General features: G+C 64.4%; 25 protein-coding genes. 13 read left to right on the forward strand and 12 right to left on the reverse strand.

Annotated features, from left to right (window positions below):
- A partial coding sequence (locus ACFO24_RS05655) for an RNA-guided endonuclease InsQ/TnpB family protein (protein ID WP_377737344.1) occupies positions 1 to 397 on the forward strand: 397 nt, incomplete at its 5' end.
- Positions 398 to 459: 62 nt separating this feature from the next.
- Here ACFO24_RS05655 and ACFO24_RS05660 read toward each other — a convergent pair.
- The 4 genes from ACFO24_RS05660 to ACFO24_RS05675 form a co-directional block, all read right to left on the reverse strand.
- Entirely contained in the window at positions 460 to 804 is a 345-nt protein-coding gene (locus ACFO24_RS05660; RefSeq protein WP_377737346.1) for a type I restriction endonuclease, read from the reverse strand.
- On the reverse strand, positions 801 to 1,970 hold the full coding sequence (locus ACFO24_RS05665; RefSeq protein ID WP_377737348.1) for a Fic family protein: 1,170 nt from the start codon (positions 1,968 to 1,970) through the stop codon (positions 801 to 803). Before ACFO24_RS05665 ends, ACFO24_RS05660 begins: the two co-directional genes overlap by 4 nt.
- 163 nt (positions 1,971 to 2,133) lie before the next feature.
- Positions 2,134 to 2,373, reverse strand: a complete 240-nt coding sequence (locus ACFO24_RS05670; protein ID WP_377737351.1) for a helix-turn-helix transcriptional regulator — start codon at positions 2,371 to 2,373, stop codon at positions 2,134 to 2,136.
- Positions 2,374 to 2,587: 214 nt separating this feature from the next.
- A complete protein-coding gene (locus tag ACFO24_RS05675; protein ID WP_377737353.1) occupies positions 2,588 to 2,818 on the reverse strand; it encodes a hypothetical protein in 231 nt (76 codons plus the stop codon).
- A 37-nt stretch (positions 2,819 to 2,855) separates the two neighbouring features.
- On the opposite strand from ACFO24_RS05675, the gene ACFO24_RS05680 reads away from it, so the two are divergent.
- The 11 genes from ACFO24_RS05680 (at position 2,856) to ACFO24_RS05730 (ending at position 14,691) form a co-directional block, all read left to right on the forward strand.
- Positions 2,856 to 3,134: a BrnT family toxin gene (locus ACFO24_RS05680; protein WP_377737355.1), complete on the forward strand. Its 279-nt coding sequence runs from the start codon at positions 2,856 to 2,858 to the stop codon at positions 3,132 to 3,134.
- Positions 3,109 to 3,417, forward strand: coding sequence for a BrnA antitoxin family protein (locus ACFO24_RS05685; RefSeq protein WP_377737357.1), 309 nt, complete (start codon positions 3,109 to 3,111; stop codon positions 3,415 to 3,417). Before ACFO24_RS05680 ends, ACFO24_RS05685 begins: the two co-directional genes overlap by 26 nt.
- Positions 3,418 to 3,601: 184 nt before the next feature.
- Positions 3,602 to 6,193 carry a DNA mismatch repair protein MutS gene (mutS, locus tag ACFO24_RS05690; protein WP_377737459.1) on the forward strand — a complete coding sequence of 864 codons (2,592 nt, stop codon included), beginning with the start codon at positions 3,602 to 3,604 and terminating at the stop codon, positions 6,191 to 6,193.
- 148 nt (positions 6,194 to 6,341) lie between these two features.
- On the forward strand, positions 6,342 to 6,989 hold the full coding sequence (locus ACFO24_RS05695; protein ID WP_377737359.1) for a TetR/AcrR family transcriptional regulator: 648 nt from the start codon (positions 6,342 to 6,344) through the stop codon (positions 6,987 to 6,989).
- Positions 6,986 to 8,173, forward strand: a complete 1,188-nt coding sequence (locus ACFO24_RS05700; protein ID WP_377737361.1) for an efflux RND transporter periplasmic adaptor subunit — start codon at positions 6,986 to 6,988, stop codon at positions 8,171 to 8,173. The genes ACFO24_RS05695 and ACFO24_RS05700 overlap by 4 nt, the downstream gene beginning before the upstream one ends.
- Positions 8,170 to 9,378 carry an ABC transporter permease gene (locus ACFO24_RS05705; RefSeq protein WP_377737364.1) on the forward strand — a complete coding sequence of 403 codons (1,209 nt, stop codon included), beginning with the start codon at positions 8,170 to 8,172 and terminating at the stop codon, positions 9,376 to 9,378. Before ACFO24_RS05700 ends, ACFO24_RS05705 begins: the two co-directional genes overlap by 4 nt.
- 241 nt (positions 9,379 to 9,619) lie before the next feature.
- Positions 9,620 to 10,327, forward strand: coding sequence for an ABC transporter ATP-binding protein (locus ACFO24_RS05710; protein WP_207576145.1), 708 nt, complete (start codon positions 9,620 to 9,622; stop codon positions 10,325 to 10,327).
- A gap of 153 nt (positions 10,328 to 10,480) precedes the next feature.
- Complete coding sequence (locus tag ACFO24_RS05715; RefSeq protein ID WP_377737368.1) at positions 10,481 to 10,957, forward strand: PepSY domain-containing protein; 477 nt, start codon at positions 10,481 to 10,483, stop codon at positions 10,955 to 10,957.
- Positions 10,958 to 10,993: 36 nt separating this feature from the next.
- Complete coding sequence (locus ACFO24_RS05720) at positions 10,994 to 11,479, forward strand: DUF2271 domain-containing protein (RefSeq protein WP_377737370.1); 486 nt, start codon at positions 10,994 to 10,996, stop codon at positions 11,477 to 11,479.
- A gap of 28 nt (positions 11,480 to 11,507) precedes the next feature.
- Complete coding sequence (locus ACFO24_RS05725; protein WP_377737372.1) at positions 11,508 to 13,739, forward strand: PepSY domain-containing protein; 2,232 nt, start codon at positions 11,508 to 11,510, stop codon at positions 13,737 to 13,739.
- Positions 13,720 to 14,691: an FAD:protein FMN transferase gene (locus ACFO24_RS05730; RefSeq protein WP_377737374.1), complete on the forward strand. Its 972-nt coding sequence runs from the start codon at positions 13,720 to 13,722 to the stop codon at positions 14,689 to 14,691. The genes ACFO24_RS05725 and ACFO24_RS05730 overlap by 20 nt, the downstream gene beginning before the upstream one ends.
- A gap of 20 nt (positions 14,692 to 14,711) precedes the next feature.
- On the opposite strand, the gene ACFO24_RS05735 is transcribed toward ACFO24_RS05730, so the two are convergent.
- The 8 genes from ACFO24_RS05735 to ACFO24_RS05770 all read right to left on the reverse strand — a co-directional run bounded on the left by ACFO24_RS05735 (position 14,712) and on the right by ACFO24_RS05770 (position 23,814).
- Positions 14,712 to 15,932, reverse strand: a complete 1,221-nt coding sequence (locus tag ACFO24_RS05735) for an NnrS family protein (protein ID WP_377737376.1) — start codon at positions 15,930 to 15,932, stop codon at positions 14,712 to 14,714.
- A gap of 306 nt (positions 15,933 to 16,238) precedes the next feature.
- The gene (locus ACFO24_RS05740) at positions 16,239 to 17,045 is read right to left on the reverse strand and encodes an ABC transporter ATP-binding protein (RefSeq protein ID WP_377737378.1); all 807 of its coding nucleotides are present in this window, start codon (positions 17,043 to 17,045) and stop codon (positions 16,239 to 16,241) included.
- Positions 17,042 to 17,833, reverse strand: a complete 792-nt coding sequence (locus ACFO24_RS05745) for an ABC transporter permease (RefSeq protein ID WP_417286492.1) — start codon at positions 17,831 to 17,833, stop codon at positions 17,042 to 17,044. Before ACFO24_RS05745 ends, ACFO24_RS05740 begins: the two co-directional genes overlap by 4 nt.
- Positions 17,833 to 18,837 carry an ABC transporter substrate-binding protein gene (locus ACFO24_RS05750; RefSeq protein ID WP_377737381.1) on the reverse strand — a complete coding sequence of 335 codons (1,005 nt, stop codon included), beginning with the start codon at positions 18,835 to 18,837 and terminating at the stop codon, positions 17,833 to 17,835. The genes ACFO24_RS05745 and ACFO24_RS05750 overlap by 1 nt, the downstream gene beginning before the upstream one ends.
- 16 nt (positions 18,838 to 18,853) lie before the next feature.
- Positions 18,854 to 20,989 carry a TonB-dependent receptor family protein gene (locus ACFO24_RS05755; protein WP_377737383.1) on the reverse strand — a complete coding sequence of 712 codons (2,136 nt, stop codon included), beginning with the start codon at positions 20,987 to 20,989 and terminating at the stop codon, positions 18,854 to 18,856.
- A 71-nt stretch (positions 20,990 to 21,060) separates the two neighbouring features.
- Positions 21,061 to 21,765 carry an anaerobic ribonucleoside-triphosphate reductase activating protein gene (locus tag ACFO24_RS05760; RefSeq protein ID WP_377737385.1) on the reverse strand — a complete coding sequence of 235 codons (705 nt, stop codon included), beginning with the start codon at positions 21,763 to 21,765 and terminating at the stop codon, positions 21,061 to 21,063.
- A 4-nt stretch (positions 21,766 to 21,769) separates the two neighbouring features.
- Positions 21,770 to 21,952, reverse strand: a complete 183-nt coding sequence (gene nrdD / locus ACFO24_RS05765) for an anaerobic ribonucleoside-triphosphate reductase (protein ID WP_377737387.1) — start codon at positions 21,950 to 21,952, stop codon at positions 21,770 to 21,772.
- A 119-nt stretch (positions 21,953 to 22,071) separates the two neighbouring features.
- The gene (locus ACFO24_RS05770) at positions 22,072 to 23,814 is read right to left on the reverse strand and encodes a ribonucleoside triphosphate reductase (protein WP_377737389.1); all 1,743 of its coding nucleotides are present in this window, start codon (positions 23,812 to 23,814) and stop codon (positions 22,072 to 22,074) included.
- Between the two features lie 293 nt (positions 23,815 to 24,107).
- Between ACFO24_RS05770 and ubiU the strand changes: the two genes are divergently transcribed.
- Positions 24,108 to 25,148, forward strand: coding sequence for a ubiquinone anaerobic biosynthesis protein UbiU (gene ubiU, locus ACFO24_RS05775; RefSeq protein ID WP_377737393.1), 1,041 nt, complete (start codon positions 24,108 to 24,110; stop codon positions 25,146 to 25,148).
- Positions 25,149 to 25,158 lie beyond the last annotated feature (10 nt).

Raw genomic sequence — 25,158 nt, forward strand, 5'->3', positions numbered from 1 at the left:
AGCGCCTGGAAAAAATGTCAAAGCAAAATCGGGTTTAAACAAGTCGATTTTGGATCAAGGTTGGGGCGAGTTTCGCCGACAGCTTGAATACAAGATGCAGTGGTCTGGCGGCATATTTGTCGCTGTAGATCCAAAAAATACCAGTAGAGAATGTCCGCGCTGCGGTCATATTCATGCTGATAATCGCAAAACTCAGGCGGTATTTTGCTGCGTGGCCTGTGACCACACAGCACATGCTGACCATGTTGGTGCGATCAATATTTTAGCGCGAGGACATCGCGTTTTAGCCTGTGGAGAAAATGTCAGTCGCGCCAAGCCTGCAAAGGCAAGGTGTGCAATTTCTAAGAAGCAGGAACCCGCCGAGGCGATTAATGGAGCGCTCAACGCGCTCCATTAACGCAGTAGGAATCCCCGTCTCTTCAGGGCGGGGAGGATGTCAAGAGCAACTAATATCAACAGTTACTGCAGCCAGTATTTCTCGGGCGTTTCAATCGTGGCGTAGCGCAGGCCCTCGCTGTCGTTGCCTGCCATCAGCCACTGCAGGGTCGAGAAAAACGGCTGGATGAACTCCTTCTTCTGGTTGTCCAGGTTCTGGCGAATGCCTTCGGCCACCGACACCGTGGAGCGCTTGAGTTCCAACACCGCCAGCGCGATGCCGTTCACATACAGCACCACATCCGGGCGCTTGGTGGCCGCCTTGGCCTGCTGGGCGGGGTTGCCCAGGTCGGCATAGCCCAGGCGCCCCTGCAGCAGGGCGACCACGCGGTCTTGGGTTTTGCGTTCGATTTGGCCGATGGGGGTCATACGGTTTTATCTCCACGCAAAGGGGCCGAAATAAACCCCTCCTGCGCCAGCGCATGGATCACCCCGCGCATCAAAAAATTGTTGTCAAAACCCAGGGTGTATTGGCGCGCCTTGGGCTCAATGGGGCGCAACATGCCGCTCTCTGTCAATTTGCGCACTTGATAGCTTCGCTGGGCACTACTGAGGCCCGGCATGGCACCGGCCAAATCCGCCGCCTTCACCACGCCCAGCCGTGCCGCTGTCAGCAAAACCGCCTGCTCTTGCGCCGTAATCAAGCCCCGGGCATGGGCATGGGTCACCGCCGGATGCAAAACGCGGCTGTGCAGATAGTCGTAGCGCGTGAGCTGATCGACCTTTTGCAGCTCCACCAGCACCCCTTGCAGCACATAAATACACCAACGCTCCAGATCTGCGGTGGTACCGCCATCGGCCACCGCCAGCATGGCGTAGTACTGCTCGCGGTCGCTGCAAAACACCGCCGTCGGGTTGAGCACACGCCCCCCGGCCTGCACGTTAAAGCCGTACTTGACCAAGAGCGCGTAGGTCAGCAGCCGCACCACGCGGCCATTGCCATTGCCAAAGGGGTGAATCCAGCCAAAGCGGTGGTGCGCCAGCGCCACCTTGATCAGGTCGTACTTGGGCGCATCGTCCCGGTTGATGAAGGCCACCAGCTCCTGCATGTAGTCAGGCACGCGCAGCGCCGGCGGCGGCAGGTGCTGCGCCTGAACAATACGCACCTGGCCGCTGCGGTAAGCGCCGGGGGTGGGATCGCCCTCGCGCCGCAGGCCTTGCACCGTCTGCGCGTGCAGTTCACGCACCAAATGCTCGGTAATGGGCTGACCAGCCTGCACCACCTCATCAACGTACGCCATGGCCGCTTCAATATTGGCCACCTCATGAATTGGATCGGCGGCGCTGGCATTGCTACTGCCATCCAGCGCCGTTTCCACGTAGTCGGCCAGCGTGGTGTGATTGCCCTCGATGCGTGCTGAACCCAAGCTCTCCAGCATGTGAAAAACCCGCTTGAGCTGAAAGAACAGCGGCGCGGGCGTGGTGCCGCTCAGTTGCAGGCGGCGCAGGTGCTCCAGCTCCGTGAGCACATCCACCAAGGGTGAATCAAAGGCCGGATTGAGCAGGGCAAGATCGAAGTGGGAGAACGCAGGCATAGGCAAACATCTGCAATCAAAGAAAAAATTATCTGTAATTTTTCAAAAAAAACTCTTATACAGCAATAATTTGCAATGTAGTAAAGAAAATTTTATTTTGAAAAGCACCGATGGCGTTTCTACACAATCAAGCCATTCAGGCAGCGCTGGCCCACCATCGAGCTCATGCGCCCGGCTGCTCCTCTGCACCAGGCAAGCCCGTCAATTGCAGCGTGCCGCCCAGGGCATCGATCACCCGCAGCACCTGCACCAGCCGCACCGTGGGCTTGCCCGCCTCCAGCTCCACCACAAAGCGCACCCCCACGCCAGCGGCCAGCGCCAGTTGTGGCTGGGTCAGCGCCAGCTGCTTGCGGGCGCTGCGCAGGGCCTGGCCAAGCTGTTCGGGGGTGTGGATGAAGGTCATGCCGATCAATTTCCTGATCGGGAAATTATAGGAAAGTAACTGCCTCGCACAAGCAATATTTACCGTTCGGGGTATTTCAAGGCCAGGCCCAGCATCTGCGAAACCTTTGGTCAGAACTTACACCGCCGCTCCCACAAAGAAGGCAGAAGGCGCACGTAAGTTCTACAAGTATAAAAACAGGATCTAGTGCTTATACAGCAAGCGTGAGCAGCTATCAAATTAAAACTACACCTTGATTTTCCACACCGCCAGCCTTGCCTTGCCATTGGGCGCGGCGGGTGGCAAAGCGTGCCTCCACCTCGTCGGCGCTGGCGTAGTCACCGGCACAGATTTGTTCACGGGCAGCGCTTACTTTTTTGTGCAGCAACGCCTCGGGCTGCGGCACTTGGCGCGACACCTTGCGACGTCCCCTCGGTTTTTGTATCTGTTCAAGGCCGTGCACCATAAAGCTTGCCTTAATAAATGTACTTACAATAAAAAACATGCGAACAGAATACGATGCCCAGAAAGATGCCGCCAACCAGGCCAAGCATGGTGTATCGCTGGCCCTGGCAAGTGCCATCCAATGGCCAGACGTGCTCTGTTTTGTCGATGATCGCGCCGACTACGGCGAAGTGCGTGAAGTGGGCTATGCCGTCATTGCACAGCGCCTGTATGTCGTGGTGTTCGTGCAGCGTGGCGACACCATGCGCATCATCAGTCTGCGCAAGGCCAACAAGCGGGAGATCAAGCACTATGACCAAGCAAGCCAATCGGACTAAATCGGGCCTCATCCTCCCCACAGATGCAGAGGATGCGGCCATCAACCGTGGCATTGCCGCTGACCCAGACACTGTGGAAATAACTGCAGAACTGGCTGCCAAGCTGCAGCCCCTGCGCCGCCGGGGCCGCCCACCGGTGCAGCAGCCCAAGGCCCCCATCACCACCCGCATTGATGCCGACGTGCTGCACGCCATCAAGGACAGCGGCAAGGGCTGGCAAACCCGCCTGAATGAAGTGCTGCGCGAAGCGGTGCAACAAGGCAAATTCAAAGCCATGGGCTAGCCTGACCGCGTGCCACCCCGCAAGCCACTAGCCGCAAGCGCACACAGTCCTTGCGGCTTTTTTTACACTACGCCGCTTTGCACCCTGCCTAAAAGAGCCTGTTTTGACCGTTTCTGCCTCCCCCGCCTGCGTTTCTGCTGCTGCCCCCTCCCCCTACACCACGCCTTTAGAGCAGCACACGCCGATGATGGCGCAATACCTTGCTATCAAAAAAGACTACCCGGACACCCTGGTGCTCTACCGCATGGGCGATTTTTACGAGCTGTTCTGGGACGATGCCGAAAAAGCCGTGCGCCTGTTGGACATTACGCTGACCACGCGCGGGCAGTCGGCGGGGTTTGCGGTGAGCATGGCGGGGGTGCCGTTTCATGCCCTGGAAAATTACCTGGCCCGCCTCATCAAGCTGGGCGAGTCGGTGGCCATTTGCGAGCAGGTGGGCGAGGTGGGCGTGGGCAAGGGGCCGGTAGAACGCAAGGTGGTGCGCGTGGTCACGCCCGGCACGCTGACCGATACGGCGCTGCTGTCGGACAAGAGCGAGGCCATGCTGCTGGCCCTGCACAGCGGGGGCCGCCAGCGCGTGGGGCTGGCGTGGATGAGTGTGACGCAGGGGCGCATTCACCTGGCCGAATGCGCCCAGGCTGAGCTGGCCGAAACCCTGGCCCGCATTGCCCCCAGCGAGGTGCTGTACAGCGCGGGGGTGACGCAGCGGTTTGAGCACGCCTTGCACGACTTGCGCCACAGCGGGCACATTGGCTGCCCGCTGGCCCCGCGCCCGGATTGGCAGTTTGATGCGGGGCTGGGCCACAGCAAATTGCTGGAGTTGCTCGGCAGCAGCAGCCTGCACGCCTGGGAGGCCCAAGACCTGCCCCTGGCGCACGCTGCCAGCGCGGCGCTGCTCAGTTATGCCGAACACACCCAGGGGCGCAATTTGCCCCATATCCACAGCCTGCAAGTGCAGCAAAGCGATGCGCTGATGCGCCTGCCCAGCAGCACGCGGCGCAATTTAGAGCTGGTGCAAACGCTGCGCGGTGAGGACAGCCCGACGCTGTTTTCTTTGCTCGACACCTGCATGAGCGGCATGGGCAGCCGCCTGCTGAAAACCTGGCTGCTCGAGCCCCCGCGCGACCGTGCCCCGGCGCAGGCGCGGCTGCAGGCCATTGGCGTGCTGCGCGGCGACCCGGCCGCGGCCAGCAGCGCCCCGTGGCAGGTGCTGCACCAGCACCTGAAGGGCGTGAGCGATGTGGAGCGCATCACCGCCCGCACGGCCTTGCGCCAGGTGCGCCCGCGCGAGCTGGTGGCGCTGGCGCAAACACTTCAAAAAGCAGAGCTGTTAGCGCAGACACCACCTACGCAATCACCTTATTTGATTGAAATTTTTAGCGACTTACAGCCGCCCGCAGGCTGCGCCGATCTGCTGCAGCGCGCCCTGCTGCCCGAGCCGGCCGCCCTGGTGCGCGATGGCGGCGTGATTGCCAGCGGCTTTGATGCCGAGCTGGACGAGCTGCGCGCCATCCAGACCAACTGCGATGATTTTTTGCTGGAGCTGGAAGCCCGGGAAAAGCTGCTGACCGACATCCCCAACCTGCGCGTGCAGTTCAACCGTGTGCATGGTTTTTACATTGAGGTGACCAATAGCTACCGTGACATGGTGCCCGCGCGCTACCAGCGCCGCCAGACGCTAAAAAATGCCGAGCGCTTTATCACCCCCGAGCTCAAGGCGTTTGAGGACAAGGCCCTGTCCGCCCAGGAGCGTGCCCTGCAGCGCGAGAAGTGGCTGTACGAGCAATTACTGGACCAGCTGCAAGCCTTTATCCCGGCACTCACCCGCGTGGCCCAGGCGATTGCGGCGCTGGATGTGCTGTGCTGTCTGGCCGAGCGCTCACTCACCTTGAACTGGTGCGCCCCCAGTTTTACGCCCCAGCCGTGCATTGAGATTGACCAAGGCCGCCACCCGGTGGTGGAAGAGCGGCTGGCGCAAACGGCCAACGCCACCTTCATCCCCAACAGCACCGATTTGAACCCGCGCCAGCGCCTGCACATCGTTACCGGGCCGAACATGGGCGGTAAATCGACCTACATGCGCCAGGTGGCGCTGATCGTGCTGCTGGCCAGCATGGGCAGCTACGTGCCGGCCCGCGCCTGCCGCCTGGGGCCAATTGATGCCATCCACACCCGCATTGGCGCGGCCGATGATCTGGCCAACGCGCAATCGACCTTTATGCTGGAGATGACCGAGGCGGCGCAAATTTTGCACAGTGCCACCGCGCACAGCCTGGTGCTGATGGACGAAATTGGCCGGGGCACCTCCACCTTTGACGGGCTGGCCCTGGCCAGCGGCATTGCCCGCCACCTGCACGACAAGGTGCAGGCTTTTACCCTGTTTGCCACGCATTACTTTGAGCTGACCGAGCTGCCCGCCCAGGCCCGCGCCGCCATCAACATGCACGTGGCCGCCGCTGAAAATGGCCACGACATCGTCTTTCTGCACGAAATCCAACCCGGCCCGGCCAGCCGCAGCTACGGCGTGCAGGTGGCCAAGCTGGCGGGCATTCCGGCCAGCGTGCTGCACCACGCCCGCCATGCGCTGGCCGCGCTGGAAGAACGCGCCAGCGCTGGCGATACGCAAGTCGACCTGTTTGCCCCGCCGCCTGCCGCCGACATCCCCGCACCCAGCGCCACCGAGGCGCTGCTGGCGCAGATCAACCCCGACGCCCTGACCCCGCGCGAGGCGCTGGAAGCGCTGTACCAGCTCAAGGCCACACTGCCAAAGCAATAAAAGAGAGCTGCCAGCGCTTGTCAATAAAGGATCTCAGGCTAAAAGTATTCTGAAATCCTTTATATATCAGCGTAAACAGCTCCTTATTAAATAGAGAACATCCATTCTGTTTATTGGGAAATATAGTAATAAGTTACTATCTTTCCCCATGCAAACCCCTGCCAAATACCTCAGCGCCGACGAGCGCCGCGCCGCCACTGTGGAGGCGGTGGTGCAACTGTCTGCCACCGGCAACCCCAGCGACATCACCACCACCACCATTGCCCGCCACATGGGGGTGACGCAAGGGGCGCTGTTCAAGCACTTCCCAAACAAAGAAGCGATTTTGGAAGCCGTCATGCAGTGGGTGGCCAGCAAGCTGCTGGCCCGCATTGACCGCGCCATGGCCGCCGCCCCCACCCCTTGGGCGGCGCTGGAGGCGGTCTTCATGGCCCATGTGCAATTTGCCGTGCAGCACCCAGGCGTGCCGCGCATGTTGTTTGGCGAGCTGCAGCGGGCCGACAACTCGGCCCCCAAGCGCCTGGCGCAAACCCTGCTGCGCGAATACGGGCAGCGCCTGCGCCGCTTGATCGAACAGGCCCAAGCCCAGGGCAGCGTGGCCGCTGATATTGATGTGCAGGCCACGGTGCTGCTGTTCATCGGCAGCGTGCAAGGGCTGGTGATGCAAGCCCTGCTGGCCGGGGATATGCGCCAAATGCAGCAGCAAGCCCCGGCGGTTTATGCCTTGTTTTCGCGCGCTTTGGCCGCCCCTGCTGCGCAGAGTGCTACAAATTATAAAGAAGCGGTACGGCCATGAAACTCCCAACCCTCTCGCCTGCCAAGCTCAAAGTGCTGGTCGTGCTGCTGCCCCTGGGCGCATTGCTGCTGTGGGTGGCCCTGCGCACGGGGCCGATGGCCCCCATCCCCGTCACCGAAGTGCAGGTGCGCCAGCAGGCACTCACCCCGCAGCTGTTTGGCCTGGGCATGGTGCAGGCGCGGCAACTGCACACCCTGGGGCCGACGGTGGCCGGGCGGGTGCAAACGCTGCGCGTGGATGTGGGCGATAGCGTGCAAGCCGGGCAGGTGCTGGGCAGCATGGACCCGGTCGATCTGGATGCCCGCATCCGCGCCCTGGAGGCCGCCCAGGCCCGGGCCCAAGCCAGTGTGCAAGAGGCGCAGACCCGGCAGCACTTTGCCGCCGCGCAACTACAGCGCTATGCCCAGCTGGCCCAGGCCCAAGCCACCAGCGCCGAAAGCCTGCACCTCAAGCGCCAAGAGCGCGACGTGGCCCAGGCCGCCCTGGCCGCTGCCCACCAAGAACTGCAGCGCACCCGCGCCGAGGTGGCCGCCCTGCGCACCCAGCGCCAGCACTTGCAGCTGATTGCGCCGCAAGCAGCCATCGTCACCGCCCGCGCGGTGGAGCCGGGCAGCACCGTGGTGGCCGGGCAAACCGTGCTGGAGCTGGTGGTGCCCAGCAGCGTGTGGATTCATCTGCGCCTGGACCAAAGCGCCGCCGTGGGGCTGGCCGCGGGCTTGCCAGCCAGCATCCGCTTGCGCTCGCGCGGCGATGCGCCGCTGCCCGGCCGCGTGGTGCGCGTGGAGCCGCACGCCGACAGCGTGACCGAGGAGCTGCTGGCCAAAGTGGCCTTCACCGAGGTGCCCACCCCCCTGCCCCCCCTGGGCGAATTGGCCGAGGTAACGTTGGACACCCCGCCCCTGCCGCCCACGCCGGTGATTCCCCTGGCCGCCGTGCAGCGCCAAGGGCTGGAGCGCGGCGTGTGGCAGCGCACGGCAGACGGGCTGCGCTTTGCCCCGGTCACGCTGGGCCGCAACGATCTGCAGGGCAATGTGCAGGTGCTCGCTGGGCTGCAAGCGGGCGACACCGTGGTGCTGCACAGCGCCAAAGCCCTGCACGCAGGCGCACGGGTGCAGGTGGTTGAGCATCTGGCAGCGACCCAGCCAAGCGCACAGCCAAACACCCAGCCAAAGGCCGCGCCATGATCTCTTTGGCCGGGCGCGACATTCTGCACAGCTGGGGCAAGTTTGTATTTACCGGCCTGGGCCTGGGCCTGCTGATTGGCGTGACGCTGATCATGGCCGGGGTGTACCGGGGCATGGTCGATGACGGGCAGGCCCTGCTGGACAACAGCGGCGCTGACCTGTGGGTGGTGCAGCAAGACACCCAGGGGCCGTATGCCGAATCGTCCAGCCTGGCCGACGATGCCTGGCGCATGGTGCGCTCGGTGCCCGGCGTGGCCGAAGCGGCCAACGTGACCTACTTCACCATGCAGGTGCGCCGCACGGCCACCGGGCAGGAGGTGCGGGCCATGGTGGTGGGCTTGGCCCCGGCCACGCAGGCGGCCACGGCGGGCTGGCCGCCGCACCTGGTGGCCGGGCGGCACGTGGTGCGCAGCCATTACGAGGCCGTGGCCGATGTGGCCACCGGCTTGGCCCTGGGCGAAGAAATCACCCTGCGCCGCCACCGCTACCGGGTGGTGGGGCTGACGCAGCGCATGGTCTCCTCCAGCGGCGACCCGATGGTGTTCATCCCTTTGAAGGATGCGCAGGAGGCGCAGTTTTTAAAAGACAACGATGCCATCTGGCGCCAACGCGCCCGCACGGCCAGCAACCCGGCCTTCAACCGTCCGGGGCAGCAGCAGGTGCTCGATGCCGTCCAGGCCAGCCAGGCCAGCAGCACTTCGGTGAATGCCGTCTTGGTGCGCCTGGCCCCTGGGGCGGATGCCGCTGCCGTGGCCGACACCATTGCCCGCGCCAAGCGCTTCACGGTGTTTACCCGTGCGCAGATGCAAGAAGTGCTGGTGAGCAAGCTGATCGCCACCTCGGCCAAGCAAATCGGCATGTTTCTGGTGATTTTGGCGGCGGTGAGCGCAGCGATTGTGGCCTTCATCATCTACACGCTGACGATGGACAAAATCCGCGAAATCGCCGTGCTCAAGCTCATTGGCACGCGCAACCGCACCATCGCCTGGATGATCTTGCAGCAGGCCCTGGCCCTGGGGTTGATTGGCTTTGCCGTGGGCAAAATCAGCGCCACTTTTTCAGCGCCCATCTTTCCCAAATACGTGCTCCTGCTGCCCCAGGACAGCGTGGCCGCGCTGGCGGCGGTGCTGGCCATTTGCGCCCTGGCCAGCGTGGTGGCCATCCGCATTGCGCTACGCATTGATCCGGCCGAAGCCATTGGCTAAGAACGTGTTCATGATCTCGAATGAAGGTGTGGGGGATGCGGATCGGGATGGGTTGCGAGGCGCAAACCACAGCAATAGCTTGGCTATTGCGAGGATTTGCAACGACGCAGACCGCCCGAAGCCGCGCCCGCACACCCATGAGGAGATCGTGAACACGTTCTTAGGCTTCAATCACTATATTTAATAGCTGCAACCGCTTACCCCATCAGCGTTAAAAGCCTTTTTTATTAAGAAATAGCCCATGCACCACGGCATCCACATCGAACACCTGAGCAAGCGCTACGGCCAAGGCGATACCGCCGTGCTGGCGCTGAAAGACGTGAACCTGCACGTGGCCCCCGGCGAGGTGGTGGGGCTGATTGGCCCATCAGGTTCCGGCAAAAGCACTTTGCTCAAATGCCTGGGTGCCGTGATCGACCCCACCAGCGGGCGCATGACGCTGGGGGAAGAAACCATTTTTAACGACGGCCGCTGGCAGGTGCGCGACCTGCGGGCGCTGCGCCGCGACAAGATTGGCTTTGTGTTTCAAGCGCCCTACCTGATACCGTTTTTGAACGTCATCGACAACGTGGCCCTGCTGCCCATGCTGGCCGGCATGCCCGATGCCCCGGCCCGCGCCCAAGCGCTGGAACTGCTCACCGCGCTGGACGTACAGCACCGCGCCCAGGCCATGCCAAGCCAGCTCTCGGGTGGCGAGCAGCAGCGCGTGGCCATTGCCCGGGGCCTGGTCAATCGCCCGCCCGTGATCCTGGCCGATGAGCCCACCGCCCCGCTGGACAGCGAACGCGCCCTGGCCGTGGTGCGCATCTTGAACGCCATGGCCCAGCAGTACCAAACGGCCATCATCGTGGTCACGCACGACGAAAAAATCATCCCCACCTTCCAGCGCATCTACCACATTCGTGACGGGCAAACCCACGAAGAAGCCGGCCAGGGGCGCAGCGTTTAGCCACACTCCGGCACCGCCTGCCAGCGCTCCACCCCACATCGCTTTGCAGATGAACACAAGCTGAACCGCGCCTTCAGCCTGGGTTCACGGCTGGTTTTCAACAATGGCTCCCAACAGCAGTGTTTGCTGTCTTGACCCCTGAAGGAGCCCAGCATGACCCACTTTCACCCCCACCCTTCCAAAACACCCGCACCCGCCCAGCGCCGCCGCGCTTGGTGGCCCAGCGTGGCCCTGGCAGGCCTGCTGGTCAGCAGTGCCCCGGCCTGGGCCGATGACGATTGCGAAGTGCCCGCGGCCCAATGGCAGCCACGCACAGCCGTCCAAAGCATGGCCACGCAACGCGGCTGGCAAGTGGAGCGCATTGGCATCGACGATGGCTGCTACGAAGTGCGCGGCACCGATGCCCAAGGCCAGCGCTTCAAGGCCAAGATTGATCCCCAGAGCTTGGAGCTGGTGAAGTTCAAAACCAAAAAACGCCGCAAAGACAGCGACGCGCACGACGGCCCCAACCAAGCCCAAGGGCAGGGAATGAGCACCAACCTGCCACTGGCCAACCCGGCAAGCGCTGCCCCCGCTGCGCCCAGTACGCCCCAGCGCCCGGCCATCCGCAGCAGCGCCACGGTGGAATAAGCCGCCCGCCCCCCCAACCCCACCGAAAGCACTGCCATGACTGCCTTCACCCTGCCCCGCCTGGGCACCATTGCCGCCGCCTGTGCCTTGCTGCTGCCCGGCCTGGCGCAAAGCCGCCCCGTCACGATTACCACCCAATTGAAAAATTACAACGGCGATGGGGCCTACCTGGCCGTTTACCTGACCAACGCCCAGGGAGCCTACGCCGGCACCCTGTGGGTGGCTGGGAGCAAAGCCAAGTACTACAAGCACTTGAGTGCCTGGAGCCGCCTGTCTGCCGCCGACAACCAGCGCCTGCTGGGGGTCACGGGGGCCAGCGTGGGCGCGGGCCGCACGCTCAAAGTCACCGCCGATCTGGCCGATGCCCTGCTGGATGCCGGGTATGAAATCCGCATCGACGCAGCGGTAGAAGACCAGCGCGACAGCCCGGCCGAAGTGCGCGTACCCCTGAGCACCACGCAAGCGGGCCAGCCCGTCCGTGGCAAGCAATACATCCAATCCACACGGTTTGATTTGCCTTGACCGCACGAGCACGATAAGGAACGCAACCATGCCCTGGAAACTACTGCACCGCTCCCTGGCCTTGGGCCTGGGGTTGCTGGTGGTGGTGCTGGCACTGACCGGCTGGGTGCTGGCCCTGGAGCCCCTGAGAAGCCACGCCACACAATTTGCGCAAACCACTGCCAACAGCCCCGGCCCAGCCCTGAGTTTGCCCGCGCTGGCCCAGCAGGTGCAGCAGACCATCCCAGGGGTGGAAGCGCTGCGCCGCCAGCCTGCAGGCACCCTGGTGGTGTACGCCTTTGACGGCGAGCAAGCCCAGGCCTGGCGCATCCACCCGGCCAGCGCTCAGGTGCTGGGCCCCTACCAGCCCAGCCTGTTGCCGCGCTGGGTGAAAAACCTGCACCGCCAGTTGCTGCTGGGCGATGCCGGGCGCTGGCTGGCGGCCAGTGCCGCGGCGGCGCTGCTGGTGCTCAGCCTCAGCGGCTGGGCGCTACTGCTGCGCCGCATGGGCGGCTGGCGGCGGCTGTACGGCCCGGTGCCAGGCAGCGCCCTGCAGCGCCTGCATGTGCAATGGGGCCGCTGGGGGGTGCCGTTGCTGGTCATCTCCAGCGCGGCGGCTTTGGTTTTGGCCGCAGCCACCCAGGGCTGGCTAGAGACCGAGCCCACCCTGAAAGCGGCAGAACCCCTGAGTACCGTGCAAGGCACCCCTTTGCCACCGCAAGCCCTCAGCGCCTTGCACGCCTACCGCGTGCAAGATTTGGAGGTGCTGCGCTTTCCCAGCGCCGACGATGCGGCGCAAAGCTGGGAAATCCACACCCAGCAAGGCCACGGCTGGATTGACCGCTACAGCGGCAAGCTGCTGACCTGGGAGGCCACCGGCCCCAGCCAGTGGCTGTACCGCTGGGCGCGGTGGCTGCACACGGGCGAGGCTTCCTGGCTGTGGGCGCTGGTTTTAGCCGGGGCCAGCATGGCCACCGTGCTACTGAGCTATACCGGCCTGCGCCTGTGGTGGAGCGCACGGCAGACCCGAAAACTGGCAGCCACCCCAGCGCTGACGGCGCACAACAGCCCTGCTGCGCAGGCCGACACCTTGATTTTTGTGGCCAGCGAAGGCGGCAGCACCTGGGGCTTTGCCCAGGCCCTGCACCAGGCCCTGGTGGCACAGGGCCTGAAGGTTCACAGCGCCGCTTTAGAGCATTTCCAGCACCATGCCGCCACCCAGCGCATTGTGATTTTGGCGGCCACCTATGGCGCTGGTCAGGCCCCCCACCACGCCCGCCACGTGCTGCGCCAGTTGGCACAACAGCGGCCCGCCGCCCCCCCATCCATCCCCATGGCCATCCTGGGGTTTGGTGATCGGCACTACCCGCAGTTTTGCGGCTTTGCCCAAGCCTTGGCGCAATGCTTCACCACCCAAGGGTGGCCACAGCTGCTGCCCTGGGAAGGCATCCACCAACAATCGCCCCAAGCCTTTGCCCGCTGGGGGCGCAGCCTGGGCCACGCTCTGGGGCTGGAGCCGACCCTGGCACTGGACTATTGCCCGCCCCTGCCCGCCACCCAGCCCTTCACCCTGGTGCAGCGCCAGGATTACCCCGGTGCCGATGCCCCGCCCGCTGTGGTGCTGCATTTGCAGGCCAGCCCGGCCGGGGCGGCTTTGCCCGCATTTCAGGGGGGCGATTTGCTGGGCATCGTGCCCCCCGGCCAACGGCTACCGCGCTATTACTCGCTGGCCAGCAGCCAAGCCGATGGCAGCGCACAAATTTGCGTGCGTTTGCTCCCCGGTGGCTATTGCTCGACCTTTCTGCACGGCCTGCAAACCGGGCAAACGCTGCAAGCCTTTGTCCGCCCCAACCCCGGCTTTGCCCTGCCGCCGGGCAACAGCCCCGTGCTGCTGATTGGCGCGGGCACGGGCATTGCGCCTTTGGTGGGCCTGATCCGTGCCCACCCGGCGCGGCCCATGCACTTGTTTGCCGGGGCACGCCACCCGGGGCAGGATTTGTTTTTTGCGCACGAACTACACGCCTGGCTGGCCAGCGGACAACTCAGCAGCCTGCACACCGCTTTTTCCCGGGGCAGCCCGGGCCGCTATGTGCAAGACCTGTTGCGCCAGGACAGCGCCCGCATTGCCACCTGGCTGGCCCAAGGGGCCCAGGTGCGCGTGTGCGGCAGCCAGGCCATGGCCCAGGCGGTAGAGGCCGTGCTGCAAGACATCCTGGCCCGCCAAGGCCAATCCCTGCACGAGCTCAAGGAGGCACAACGCTATGCCCAAGATGTGTTTTAACGCGCTGCCTGCGCCAGACCAGCAACTGCCCCGGCTGCACCTGCACGGCCCCATCATGGGCACCCGCTGGTCGGTCACGCTGGATGCCGACTTGTCCGGCCCGCAGCAAGCGGCTTTGCGCCACGACTTGGCAGCCGCTGTGGCGCAGGTGGATGCGCAAATGTCCCCTTTTCGGGCGGACAGTGATTTGCTGCGCTGCAACCGTGCGCCTGTGGGGCAGTGGTTGGAGCTGCCCACAGAATTTTTGCACGTACTCGATTGCGCCTTAGAAGTCGCCCGCCTGAGCAACGGCGCGTTCGACCCCGGCGTAGGCGATTTGGTACACGCCTGGGGCTTTGGCAGCGCTACCGCCCCTGATGCCCAGGCCATTGCGCACACCCGGCAGCAACCACGCCCGCCCACCTGGGACGTGCTGCAGCGCCAAGGCTCCCAGCTGCGCAAGCTGGCCCCGCTCACCTTGGATTTGTGCGGCATTGCCAAGGGGTTTGCCGTCGATCGCATGAGCGCACAACTGCGCCAGCACGGCATTGGCCATGCCCTGGTCGCGCTGGATGGCGAGCTGTACGCCCTGGGCCACCAGGCCAGCGGCCACCCCTGGCCCGTGGCCGTGGAAAGCCCCGAGCCACAACGCCGCGCGGTGCATGGTGTGGTCGAACTGCAGGACATGGCCATTGCCACCTCGGGCGACTATCGCCATTACTTTGCCCTGGGCGATACCCGCATCGCCCACAGCATGGATGGCCGCCAGCAGGCCCCCGTGCGCAATGGCGTGGCCAGCGTCAGCGTGCTGGCCCCCAACTGCATGTGGGCCGATGCCTGGGCCACCGCCTTGCTGGTACTGGGCGACACCGCCGGCTTGGCCCTGGCCCAGCGCCTGGGGCTGCAAGCCCTGTGGCTGCTGCGCCGGGGCAACGGCTGGGTGGAGCTGGGGCTGGGGCGCTGGGCCAGCTGAACAGGCATGGGCGCTCGGCCCTAATCGGCGCACCCCGTTTTGCCATCGGTGCGGGCCAGCCACAGTCCAGGGGCCACACGCCAAGCCAACATACCAAACGCCACGCACCACAGCAGCGCAGCGCCAGCCAATACCGGCCAGCCCACTCCTTGCACAGCCCCCATGGCCCGCCAAAGCGTGGCCAGCAACAGCACGGCACCGCCCAGACCCAGCCAGGGGCCAGCGTCGGAGGGCCGCCCAACGTGGGCCCGGCCCGCAATCGACAGCACGATGAATATCCCCAGCCCGATGGCCCCCATGGTCAAAAAGTGCCGCCCGGCGCTCATCCCGCCGCTCAGCCAGCCCAGCTGCGCCGCCCCCAAGGCAGCGTAGCCCAGCACCATGCACCAGTACATGGCGTAGAGCAGCGCGGGAAAGCGCTTTTGCCACAGCGGGCGGCCCACATGCCAGTCGTTGAGTAGGTTGAGCATAGCCGCCGCTGCGGCCAGCCCCAGCCAGCCCGTCACCGGCTGCCCAGGCGCAATAAATTCCGCCCCGGTATAAAAACCAATGCACAGCGCCGCCATCGTGCGCCGGGGCGGGCGGGCCAGGTAGGGCGCGGCCCCAGGGGTGATTTCATCAATCGCATTGTTCACAATGCGCATGGAAATGCGGCTGGCCGCCACCACGATCAGCAGCATCAGCACCCCCACCGTGGCATCCAGCCAGCGCAGGCCCGGCAGGCCGCGCAGGGCATCGCTGTAAAACCCGGCGCTGGTCACGGCCAGGGCCAACAGCAGCCAGGCAAACGCCCAGTGCCGCCGCCCGACAGCGGTCTTGAGGGCCGGCAGCAACACCCAGGCCACGCCCAGCAGCAGCGCCAGCTGGCTGGCCCCCGCCAGCACCAAGGCCGGCAGGCCCAGCGCCCCCGAGGCCCAAAACCCCAGGCGCACCAGCAGCCACAGCCCCACCAGCACGCGCAGCTGGCGGCAGGTGCCGCAGGCCACGCCGGTAAATTCCGGCAAGGCCGTCAGCGCAAAACCGGCCACCGCCGCCACGGCCAAGCCCAGCACCAGCTCATGCGCGTGCCAAACAATGGCCCCGCCCGCCACCGCAGGCACCGGCCACCCCCAGGCCAACACCCCGCCCCACCAGCACACCAAGGGGATGGCGCAGACCAGCGCCAGCAAAAAGAACGGGCGCATGGCGCAAATCCACACGGGATGCCGGCGATCCAAGGGAGAAGACGGAAGATTCATCATTTCAAAAACACCAAAAAGAAGCGCAGCCTTTGCACAGGCATGCCTCTACCGATTCATATTTGCCGTGGCTGTCTGAGCGCAGCGCCCACAGGGCGCGAAGCGAGTTCCACGGCAGGTATTCAAGCTGCGCAGCACGCCTTCTTTGCCTCCTTTCTTGCGCGGGCAAGAAAGGAGGTCGTCCGCCGGGGCGAGACCCGGCCAGCAAACCCAAAAAACAAAAAGATAGTTATTACCGCTCAAATCCATTTGATTTAATCAATAAAAATACCTAAAAACTATTCAATTAAAGCGGTACAAGCTATCAATTTAATTACTTCCCCCCACCTCCTGCCACCGCCCCAAAGCACACTCCGCCGCCAACCCCTCCCCAGGCAATTCAAACGCCGCCCGCACCAACGGATGCTGCTGCAGCTCGGCAGCGCAGCGGTACACCAGGTCATCGGTGCGGGCCAGCGCTGCGCCCGCAGGCTGGTAGTGCGCCACGATGCGCCCCGGGCCGGGGGCCATGACCAGCACATCGTCCGCCAGGCGCACGGCTTCCATCAGGTCGTGGGTGATCAGCAACACCGCCATGCCGCTGGCGGCCTGCTGCTCCAGCAGCAACTGGTGCAACTGGTAGCGCAAGCCCACATCCAGGGCAGAAAACGGCTCGTCCATCAGCAGCAGCTTGGGGGCTAGCACCAGGGCGCGGGCCAGGGCCACGCGGCTTTGCATCCCGCCCGAAAGTTCTGCCGGGTATTGCGCCAGCGACAGTTCGGGCAGGCCCAGGGCCAAAGCCATCTGCCGCGCCTGCGCGTGGCGCTGGCGTTTGTCCACGCCCTGGGCTTTCAGGGCCAGGGCGATGTTGTCCAGCACTGCCATCCAGGGCAGCAGGCGCGGCTGCTGGAACATGACCGCCGTGGGGGCAAAGGGCTGGATGATGCGCCCCTCCTGCACCTCGAGCAGCCCGGCGCACAGGTGCAGCAGCGTGGTTTTGCCGCAGCCAGACGGGCCGACCAGCGCCACGGTGCGGCCTGCGGGCACACGCAGCGCGACGTTGTCCAGAACCACCGTCGGGCCGTAGGCATGGCGCAGGGCGCGCACGCGCAGTTGGTGCGTATTGGCCGCCGTCATGCTCCGGCCTCGCGCCAGCGCTCTAGCTCACGCTTGATGGGTTCGAGCACGCCGTACTCCAGCAGCAACAAGATGCCGACCACGGCACAAATCCAGGCCAGCGAGGCCCCCATGTCCAGGTGCGAGCGCGTTACCGCCAAGGCTGCACCCACGCCGTCACTGGTGGCCAGCAGCTCGGCCATCACCGCCACCTTCCACGACGACCCCAGGGCCGTGATCCACGCCGGAAACAAATAGGCCGCCACGTGGGGCAGGTACACATCCAGCAGGCGCATGCGCCAGGGCAGCCGGTAAGCGCGGGCCATATCCTTCAAATGCAAATCCAGCGTGCGCGTGCCTTGCAAGGCACCAATAAAGACCACCGGCAGGCAGGCGACAAACACGGTGAACACCGGCGTGCCATCGCCCGCGCCAAACCACAGCATGGCCAGCACCAGCCAGGCAATGGGGGGCATGCCCAACAGCAGGGTGACCCAGGGGCGGGCCATCATGGCCGCCGTCATCGACAGGCCGGCCAGCATCCCCAGGCCGCTGCCCACAGTCACGGCCAGCAGCAGCCCGGTCAGGGCACGGCGGGCGGTAATCCACAGCTCGGGCCAGGCTTGGCCCGATTGCAGCAACTGCCCCAGGGTGGCGAAGGTGGTGCGCGGGTCGGGCAAGATCAGCTCGCCGTAATACGCTGCGCCCAGCTCCCACAGGGCGATAAACAGCAACAGGCTGGCACCGGCGCCCCAGCCACTCCACAAATACGCGGGCATGCCGCGCAGCAAGCGCCACAGCAAAGCCACTAAACGCTCCCAAACAGTCCGGCATCGGGCAGCTTGCCACCCAGCAGGCTGGGGTTTTGCGCAAACAGCTGCTGGTAGAAGAAGTCGATCTCTGATCGCGCCGCTGCCACCGGCACGGCCTCCAGCTGGCTGTGCGGCAAGGCATCGGCCACCGCCTCGGGGGTGAGCAGATCGACGTGCTGCGCCACCAGCTGGCCGCACTCCAGCGGGTTGGCCCGGCACCAGACCACCGATGCGGCATACGCTTTTTGTACGGCAGCCAGCACCTCGGGGTGCTGGCGCACCGCGCCCACGGCCGCTATCCCGGCCTGCGGAATGCGCGGCGGGCGCTTGAACAGCCGCCCCCATTCCTGCTGCAGATCGACTCCCCGGTGCAATTCAGGGGCCACCACATTGACGGGAAAGGACTGGGTTTTGCGCAGCGCCATCGACACCCCCGGCTCCACCAGCAGGGCATGGCGCACGCGCCGGGTAATCAAGAGCTGCATCGCCTCCATGGGCGAGGGCACGTAGCGCAGCTGCAGGTCGCGCTGGGCGTTGATGCCCTGTTTGGCGCACAGCAGTTGCAGCATGATGTCGGGCATGTCCCCCCGAAAAGGCACGGCGATTTCCTCGCCCTTGAAGTCCAACAGGGTTTGGCGCTGCCCATCGCGGGTGACTACCCACAATGCCCCCCAGGTGGCAATGTTGAGCAGCTGCACCCCCGCGCCCCGGTTGTAGAGGTTGGCCGCGACGTTGCTCGGCATGGCCAGGATGTCGGCCTTGTTGCCAATCGCCATCACGCGCAGCTGATCGGGGTCACGCCACGGGGTGAAGACCGTTTTGGCCGCCACACCGGCCAGCGCATTGCTTTGCGCCATGTGGATCAAGGGGGCCGACACAATGGCCGGTGGCCCGGACAGGGTCAGTTGCGGCAAGGGGGCCGCCCAGGCAGGCAGCACGGTGGGGGCCGCCAGGGCGGCGGCCGTTTGCAGCAGTTGGCGGCGGTTTACGACAGGCGGCATGGCAGGGGCTCCTCGTTTAAAACTTGTAGCGCATGCCCACCGTCACGCTGCGCCCCACCCCGGGCAGGTAGCCGGGCTGGGCCGCGGTGGCCTGGTTGCGGATGGCAAAACTGCTGGCGTAGCGCCGATCGGTCAGGTTTTCGGCCATCAGGTAGGCCATCCACGGGCCTTGCTGCCATTGCAGTTGCAAGCCCAGCAGGGCATAGCTGTCCTGCGTGCTGCCCGCCGTGTTGGCGTGGTCGATGGGCGTGGCCCTGGGCATCCAGCGCAGGTTGGGGCCAACGCGCCAGGTGCCGCTGGTGGTGGCGATGCGCCACAGCACCTCGGCATTGATCAGGTGGCGCGGCACCCCGGCAATGCGGTTGCCAGCGTAGATGCCGTCCTTGAAGCGAAAGTCACTCAGCGTCCAGGAACCGCGCCAGTCCAATGCCCCCTGACCCAGGGCAAAACTGCCGCTGAGCCCGGCCTCAATGCCCTGGTGGCGGGTGCCGCCCGCGTAATTGGTGGTACTGGCCGACAGGCCGTTGGCATCCGTCACGCTCATGATCTCGTCAGCCACCTGGCTGCGGTACAGCGCCAGTTGCCAATGCGTGGCGCGGTTGCCTGTGCCCCACTGGCCCTGGCCGCCCAGCTCCCAAGTGGTGGCGCGTTGCAGTTTGAGTTTGGTCAATCCGCTGACGGCGGTCGCCGGGTTGCCCGGGTTGGGCACGGCACCGGTGACGATTTCCCAGAACGTGGGCGCTTCCTGGCTGCGGCTGATATTGGCCCACAGCCGGGTGCTGGGTGTAATCTGCCAGTTCAGCCCCAGTTTGGGCGTGGCAAACGTCCATTGCTGATTCAGGGTTTGGCCCGTCTGGCGGCTGGTGGCATCGCGGCGTTGCTGGCTCCCGCCCAGTTGGCCCACCAGGCTCCAAGCCGGGGCGAATTGCCAGTGGGCCCCCACCTGGGCTTGCAGGTTGTCGGCGGTCAGGTCGTAAGCGCCAAAGCGCTGCAAATCGCGGCCGTTGGCGGGGCTGACGGCGTTGAGCGTGCGGTCCATGGTGCTGCGCGACCAGGCCAGTGCCGTGTGCCATTGCAGGCCTGCGCCCACCTGGCCATCGGCCCGCCACTGCGCCCCGAAGGTGGTGCTGTCGGTGCGCGTACTCACGGCCGGGTCTTTGAACCAATCGTCCGTATCCTGCCAGTACACGCCCACTTCCTGGCGCAGGCTGTCGCTGCCCCAGCGCGTGCGGTTGGCCAGGCGCAGTTGCTGGGTTTCACGGCGGGGGTCGCGTTGGTAGATGTTGATGGCCTTGTCCTGCGGGGTGCTGCCATCGCCCATCACGCCCCGGGGGTCGCTGCGCACCCGGTCTTTGGGCACGACGTTGGGGATTTCAAATGCCAGATCCGTCCACGACAGGTAGGTGCGGTTTTCCACCCCGCCGCTTTGAAAGCCGACATTGGCGTGCAGCGCATCGCGCCGCGAGGCGCTGTGGTGGCGGTAGCCGTCAAAGCGGTCGCTGCTGACGCTTACGCGTCCGTCCCACTGCTGGCCCACCAGGCCCAACGCCCCTTGCAAGGCCTTGCGGCCAAAACTGCCCACTTCAGCCCGCACCACGCCTTGTTCATCCGCACCGGTGAGCGATTGAAAATCCAGTTCCCCGCCCAGGGTGGTGGCGCTGGGTGTAAGGGTGTTCGCACCCCGGCGGGCGCTGACCAGGGCGGCGTTGCGCGGCTCCAACGTGCCGATGACAAAAGAGCCATCGGCCTCGTTCAGCGGCAGGCCATCTTGCAGCAGCACCACGCCGCGATTGACCGGGTTGCTTTGGATGCCTGAGCCGCGAATCGACAGGCGCGGCTGGTCGGTGGCACCAAAAAAGTCTTGCAGCACGATGCCGGGCTGGTAATCCAGCGCATCGCGCAAGGTGGCCAAGCGGGCCGCTTGCTGCGGCTGGATGAGGTTGGTGCCGCCCGGCAGTTGCTCCAGGCGCTGGCGCTCGCGCTGGGCCGACGGGGCCAGGGGCAGGCGGCCATCTTGGTCGGCACGCACCGTCACATCGGGCAGCACGGCAGCGGTTTGGGCCCCCACCCCGGCGGGCGTGGCAATGCAGGTGACGGCAGCGGCCCAGGCCAGGGGCCGCAAGGCGCAGCGGAAGCGGGATAAATGGGACATGGCAAAAGATGATGAAAAGTTCATCTATTTTATTGCCACAAAAAAGTTAATGAGATTGATTTGCATCAATTTTATGCAGTGCGCAATGTAAAGCCGTGCCAGCCCTGGGCCAGCGCCTCCTGCTGCCCGGCCGTCCAGCACCACGCAGCCGCATCGGGGCTGCGGCACTGCTGCACCGCCCACTGGCGCACGCCCTGGGCCTGCAGGCTGCGCCCAAGGGCCAGCAAATCGGCAAAGGGAAACAAGCCGGGGTGCCAGGTGGTGCGGCACTCAAAATCCACGCCGCTGGCCAGCAGGCATTGCAAGCCGGCAAAGGCTTTGGCACCGCTGCCGGGAGTGGCGGTGATGCGGGCGTAGTCGCCTTCCGGGGCCTTGATGTCCAGCCCCACCCAATCGAGGTGCGGCAGAACGGCCGCCAGGCGCTCGGGGTACATGCCGCCGGTGTGCAGGCCAGTGGCAAAACCCAGCGCGCGCACTTCCTGCAGCGCGGTGGGCAGGCCGGGTTGCAGCAGTGGCTCGCCTCCGGAGAAGACCACCGCATCCAGCAAGCCTTGGCGCTGCTGCAAAAAGGCCAGCACCTCACCCCATGCCATGGCCGCAGGCGCGGTGGCATCGAGCAGATCCGGGTTGTGGCAATAGCCGCAGCGCCAGGGGCAGCCCTGGCAGAACACCACGGCCGCCAGCTGGCCGGGAAAGTCGATGCTGGTCATGCGCGTCAAGCCGCTGACACGCAATGGGGCGGCCCCCAATGCACCCAAGGCAATCCGGCGGGCCATGGACTTACTGCTGCTCGCGGAAGAACTGGCGCTCGTGGTGCTCGCCTTGCTTGCCAATGTTGAAGCTGGCCACCGGGCGGTGGTAGCCCATCACGCGGGTCCAAACCTCGCAGGGCTGGCGTTCGGCATCGGTCAATTGCACGGCAGCGGTCAGGGCAGCGGTTTCGGGGGTAGAGAGGGCGTTCATGGTGGTTTCCTTCAATTGAATAAATAAATAAATAGCTTGACCCGCTTTTATTCATTGGTTTTTAAAGATAAAAGCATCTGAAAAAACCTTTTTACAAGCGGTAAAAGCTATGGTTTTCATCACGCTGCCTGCAATTGCTGGCGGCGGCGCTTTTCTGCCAAGCGCTCTTCATCGCACTTGGGGCAGAAGGGGTGCTCCCCAGCCAGGTAACCGTGCTGGGGGCAAATCGAGAAGGTGGGCGTGACCGTGATGTAGGGCAGCCGAAAGCGCGTGAGCGCGCGCTTGACCAGCTCGCGGCAGGCAGCGCCGCTGGACAAGCGCTCGCCCATGTACAAGTGCAGCACCGTGCCGCCGGTGTATTTGGTTTGCAGGCTTTCCTGGCGCTGCAGGGCTTCGAACGGGTCGTCGGTAAAGCCCACGGGCAGTTGCGAGCTGTTGGTGTAGTAGGGCTGCTGGGGTGTGCCCGCTTGCAAAATACCGGGCCAGCGCTTTTTGTCTTCCTTGGCAAAGCGGTAGGTGGTGCCTTCGGCGGGCGTGGCCTCCAGGTTGTAGAGGTGGCCGGTTTCTTCTTGAAAGGCGACGATGCGTGCGCGCACATGGTCCAGAAAGCGCACGGCAAAGGCATGGCCCCAGTCGCTGGTGATGTCGTGCACGTTGTGCGTGAAGTTGCGCACCATCTCGTTGATGCCGTTCACGCCCAGGGTGGAGAAGTGGTTGCGCAGCGTGCCCAGGTAGCGCTTGGTGTAGGGGAACAGCCCCTCGTCCATCAACCGCTGAATCAACGTGCGTTTGACTTCCAGGCTGTCTTTGCCCAATTCCAGCAGGCGGTCCAGCGCGGCCAGCAGCGCCGCCTCGTCACCGGCGTGCAGATAGCCCAGGCGGGCGCAATTGACGGTGACCACGCCCACGCTGCCGGTTTGCTCGGCGCTGCCAAACAGGCCATTGCCGCGCTTGAGCAATTCGCGCAAATCCAGCTGCAGGCGGCAGCACATGGAGCGCACCATGTGCGGCTCCAGCTCCGAGTTCACAAAGTTCTGAAAATACGGCAGGCCGTACTTGGCCGTCATGTCAAACAGCAGCGCGGCGTTGGCGCTCTCCCAGGGAAAGTCCTTGGTGATGTTGTAGGTGGGAATGGGGAAGGTGAACACCCGGCCCTTGGCATCGCCCGTGGTCATCACGTCGATGTAGGCGCGGTTGATCATGTCCATCTCGGCCTGTAGCTCGCCGTAGCAAAACGGCATTTCCACCCCGCCGATCACTGGCACCTGCTCGCGCAGGTCCTCGGGGCACGTCCAGTCAAAGGTCAGGTTGGTAAACGGCGTTTGTGTGCCCCAGCGCGAGGGCACGTTCAGGTTGTAAATCAGCTCTTGGATGCACTGGCGCACCTGCGCGTAGTCCATGCCATCTTTGCGGATGAAGGGGGCCATATAGGTGTCAAACGACGAAAACGCCTGCGCCCCGGCCCACTCGTTTTGCAGCGTGCCCAAAAAGTTCACCACCTGTCCCACCGCTGAGCTCATGTGCTTGGCCGGCCCGGCCTCGACCTTGCCGGGCACACCGTTCAGCCCCTCGTGCAGCAGCGTGCGCAGCGACCAGCCGGCGCAGTAGCCGCTGAGCATGTCCAGATCATGGATATGGATGTCACCATTGCGGTGGGCCTCGCCCACTTGCGGCGCATACACGTGCGAGAGCCAGTAATTGGCCGTGACCTTGCCCGCCACATTCAAGATCAGCCCGCCCAGGGAATAGCCCTGGTTGGCGTTGGCGTTCACCCGCCAATCGGCACGGGTGAGGTATTCGTTGATAGCGCTTTGCACCTCTACCTGGATGGGGCTGTCGGCCGGCGCTGCGATCGGGTTCATAAACACTCCAAAACAACAAAAAACACTAGATGTAGCGTTTATCGTATTTTCAAAACACTAGATGTAGGTTTGAACCAGATCAAACAATGCACCTTCATCGGTACTGCCAGCAGGGGTATTCGCCGCTTTTCACGCCGGATTGGGGCCACCTGCAAACCGGCTTAAGAAGATGTTTTTATTCAAATCTTGAGTAAATTTATCAACCATAAGTCAGCGAAATTTGACAAAGATCAGCCCACGTAAAAACAAAAAAACTACAGTCCAAAGCATTTTTCATGTTGCCCTTATTGTTTATGCCCGCCTCCTCCAGCCCCACCCCCGCCCTGGCTCCCGCCCCGGAACTGGTCTGCCCCGCCGGCAGCCTGCCTGCCCTGAAAGCGGCCATTGATGGCGGAGCCGATTGCGTTTACCTGGGCCTGCGCGATGCCACCAACGCACGCAACTTTGCTGGCCTGAACTTTGACGAAAAAGCCATCCAAGAAGGCATCGCCTACGCCCACAGCCGGGGCCGCAAGGTGCTGCTGGCGCTGAACACCTATCCACAAGCCAGCAACCCCGCGCCCTGGCGCTCGGCGCTGGACCGCGCGGCTGCCTGGGGCATTGATGCCGTCATCCTGGCCGACCCCGGCCTGATGCGCTACGCCACCGACCGGCACCCGCAGCTGCGCCTGCACCTGTCGGTACAAGGCTCGGCCACCAACCACGACGCGATCAACCTGTACCAGCAGCAGTTCAACATCCAACGCGCCGTGCTGCCGCGCGTGCTGTCGCTGGAGCAGGTCAAGCAGGTCACCCAGCGCACCAATGTCGAGATCGAGGTCTTTGGCTTTGGCAGCCTGTGCGTGATGGTGGAGGGGCGCTGCGCCCTATCGTCGTATGCCACGGGCGAGTCGCCCAACACGCATGGCGTGTGCTCGCCGGCCAAATTTGTGCGCTGGAAAGACACGTCCACCGGCGTGGAATCGCGCCTGAACGGTGTGCTGATCGACAAATACGGCCACGGCGAAAACGCCGGCTACCCCACGCTGTGCAAGGGCCGCTTTGATGTGGGCGCTGAAAGCAACTACTACGCCCTGGAAGAGCCCACCAGCCTGAACACCCTGGAGCTGCTGCCCCAGCTGGTGAAGATGGGCGTGCGCGCCTTCAAGATCGAAGGCCGCCAACGCAGCCCTGCCTACGTGGCGCAGGTGACCAAGGTGTGGCGCGAGGCCATCGACCACTGCATGGCCCAAGGCCACCTCTACGCCCCCAAAACGGCCTGGATGGCCAGCCTCGACCAGGTGGCCGAGGGCCAGCAGCACACCCTGGGCGCTTACCACCGGCCTTGGAAATAACCAAGCAATA

This window comes from Comamonas denitrificans (assembly GCF_042654745.1).
GTDB lineage: Bacteria > Pseudomonadota > Gammaproteobacteria > Burkholderiales > Burkholderiaceae_C > Comamonas > Comamonas denitrificans.

What these genes read in the sequence shown, in the direction of transcription:
- ACFO24_RS05750 (WP_377737381.1), bottom strand. Translation starts at nt 18,837, where the DNA reads ATGCCGCCTGTCGTAAACCGCCGCCAACTGCTGCAAACGGCCGCCGCC.
- ACFO24_RS05705 (WP_377737364.1), top strand. Translation starts at nt 8,170, where the DNA reads ATGATCTCTTTGGCCGGGCGCGACATTCTGCACAGCTGGGGCAAGTTT.
- ACFO24_RS05670 (WP_377737351.1), bottom strand. Translation starts at nt 2,373, where the DNA reads ATGACCTTCATCCACACCCCCGAACAGCTTGGCCAGGCCCTGCGCAGC.
- ACFO24_RS05730 (WP_377737374.1), top strand. Translation starts at nt 13,720, where the DNA reads ATGCCCAAGATGTGTTTTAACGCGCTGCCTGCGCCAGACCAGCAACTG.
- ACFO24_RS05710 (WP_207576145.1), top strand. Translation starts at nt 9,620, where the DNA reads ATGCACCACGGCATCCACATCGAACACCTGAGCAAGCGCTACGGCCAA.
- ACFO24_RS05740 (WP_377737378.1), bottom strand. Translation starts at nt 17,045, where the DNA reads ATGACGGCGGCCAATACGCACCAACTGCGCGTGCGCGCCCTGCGCCAT.
- ACFO24_RS05760 (WP_377737385.1), bottom strand. Translation starts at nt 21,765, where the DNA reads ATGGCCCGCCGGATTGCCTTGGGTGCATTGGGGGCCGCCCCATTGCGT.
- ACFO24_RS05755 (WP_377737383.1), bottom strand. Translation starts at nt 20,989, where the DNA reads ATGTCCCATTTATCCCGCTTCCGCTGCGCCTTGCGGCCCCTGGCCTGG.
- ACFO24_RS05680 (WP_377737355.1), top strand. Translation starts at nt 2,856, where the DNA reads ATGCGAACAGAATACGATGCCCAGAAAGATGCCGCCAACCAGGCCAAG.
- ubiU (WP_377737393.1), top strand. Translation starts at nt 24,108, where the DNA reads ATGCCCGCCTCCTCCAGCCCCACCCCCGCCCTGGCTCCCGCCCCGGAA.
- ACFO24_RS05725 (WP_377737372.1), top strand. Translation starts at nt 11,508, where the DNA reads ATGCCCTGGAAACTACTGCACCGCTCCCTGGCCTTGGGCCTGGGGTTG.
- ACFO24_RS05700 (WP_377737361.1), top strand. Translation starts at nt 6,986, where the DNA reads ATGAAACTCCCAACCCTCTCGCCTGCCAAGCTCAAAGTGCTGGTCGTG.
- nrdD (WP_377737387.1), bottom strand. Translation starts at nt 21,952, where the DNA reads ATGAACGCCCTCTCTACCCCCGAAACCGCTGCCCTGACCGCTGCCGTG.
- ACFO24_RS05665 (WP_377737348.1), bottom strand. Translation starts at nt 1,970, where the DNA reads ATGCCTGCGTTCTCCCACTTCGATCTTGCCCTGCTCAATCCGGCCTTT.
- ACFO24_RS05685 (WP_377737357.1), top strand. Translation starts at nt 3,109, where the DNA reads ATGACCAAGCAAGCCAATCGGACTAAATCGGGCCTCATCCTCCCCACA.
- ACFO24_RS05715 (WP_377737368.1), top strand. Translation starts at nt 10,481, where the DNA reads ATGACCCACTTTCACCCCCACCCTTCCAAAACACCCGCACCCGCCCAG.
- ACFO24_RS05675 (WP_377737353.1), bottom strand. Translation starts at nt 2,818, where the DNA reads ATGGTGCACGGCCTTGAACAGATACAAAAACCGAGGGGACGTCGCAAG.
- ACFO24_RS05735 (WP_377737376.1), bottom strand. Translation starts at nt 15,932, where the DNA reads ATGATGAATCTTCCGTCTTCTCCCTTGGATCGCCGGCATCCCGTGTGG.
- ACFO24_RS05695 (WP_377737359.1), top strand. Translation starts at nt 6,342, where the DNA reads ATGCAAACCCCTGCCAAATACCTCAGCGCCGACGAGCGCCGCGCCGCC.
- ACFO24_RS05660 (WP_377737346.1), bottom strand. Translation starts at nt 804, where the DNA reads ATGACCCCCATCGGCCAAATCGAACGCAAAACCCAAGACCGCGTGGTC.
- mutS (WP_377737459.1), top strand. Translation starts at nt 3,602, where the DNA reads ATGATGGCGCAATACCTTGCTATCAAAAAAGACTACCCGGACACCCTG.
- ACFO24_RS05770 (WP_377737389.1), bottom strand. Translation starts at nt 23,814, where the DNA reads ATGAACCCGATCGCAGCGCCGGCCGACAGCCCCATCCAGGTAGAGGTG.
- ACFO24_RS05720 (WP_377737370.1), top strand. Translation starts at nt 10,994, where the DNA reads ATGACTGCCTTCACCCTGCCCCGCCTGGGCACCATTGCCGCCGCCTGT.